This window comes from Streptomyces flavofungini (assembly GCF_041028215.1).
Lineage (GTDB): Bacteria > Actinomycetota > Actinomycetes > Streptomycetales > Streptomycetaceae > Streptomyces > Streptomyces flavofungini_B.
In genome coordinates this window covers 1-872 of the sequence record NZ_JASKYR010001369.1, presented here as the reverse complement: position 1 = coordinate 872, position 872 = coordinate 1, and the positions used below count along the sequence as shown (strand labels likewise).

At 68.1% G+C, this 872-nt stretch carries 2 protein-coding genes; one reads left to right on the top strand and one right to left on the bottom strand.

Translation table 11 applies throughout. The annotated features are described in order from the left end of the window. Nucleotides 1–156, top strand: a 156-nt coding sequence (locus AB8Z36_RS41120; protein WP_369218442.1) for a CarD family transcriptional regulator, incomplete at its 5' end; no start/stop codon positions are given. A 120-nt stretch (nucleotides 157–276) separates the two neighbouring features. Here AB8Z36_RS41120 and AB8Z36_RS41115 read toward each other — a convergent pair. Next, nucleotides 277–872, bottom strand: a 596-nt coding sequence (locus AB8Z36_RS41115; RefSeq protein WP_369218441.1) for a TerD family protein, incomplete at its 5' end; no start/stop codon positions are given.

The following is an 872-nucleotide window of genomic DNA, read 5'->3' as shown; positions in this document are numbered from 1 at the left end:
CCCGTAGAGCAGTTCGCCGTGGGTGACCGTGTCTCCCACGACCAGTACGGCCTCGGGAGGATCGTCGGCGTCGAGGGAGAGGAAGCGGTCGTCATCGACTTCGCAGGCCGTCAGGGACGCTTCCTGAGCCCCTATCCCAAGCTGGCCAAGCTCTGAATCCGCTGAACGGCTCCTGACACGCCGAAGGGGCGGCGGTCCGCATCGCGCGGACCGCCGCCCCTTCCGTGCGTCCCGGGAGTTCGTGCGCGCGCCGGGAGCGGCGGTCCCGTCCCTCGCTCAGAGCGACTGCGCCGCGGGCTTCACCATGCCGCGGACCGTGCGGGACTTCACGAACTGACCCATCGCGGTCATTTCCCACTCGCCGGTGAACTGCCTGATCAGCTTGGCCATCATGACGCCCGTCTGCGCCTCGGCGTTGGTCAGGTCGAAGCGGACCAGCTCCTCGCCGGAGGCGGCGTCGATCAGACGGCAGTACGCCTTGGCGACCTCGGTGAACTTCTGGCCGGAGAAGGAGTTCACCGTGAAGACCAGGCCCGTGACCTCCTGGGGGAGACGGCCGAGGTCGACGACGATCACCTCGTCGTCACCGCCGCCCTCGCCCGTGAGGTTGTCGCCGGAGTGCTTGATCGCGCCGTTCACGATCGACAGCTTGCCGAAGTAGCAGCTGTCGACGTGGTTGCGCTGCGGGCCGTACGCGATGACGGAGGCGTCGAGGTCGATGTCCTTGCCGCGGAACGCGGGCTCCCAGCCGAGGCCCATCTTGACCTGGGAGAGCAGCGGCCTGCCGCCCTTGACCAGGGACACCGTCTGGTTCTTCTGGAGGCTGACGCGGCCCTTGTCGAGGTTGATCTTCCCGCTGCCGGGTGCGGGAG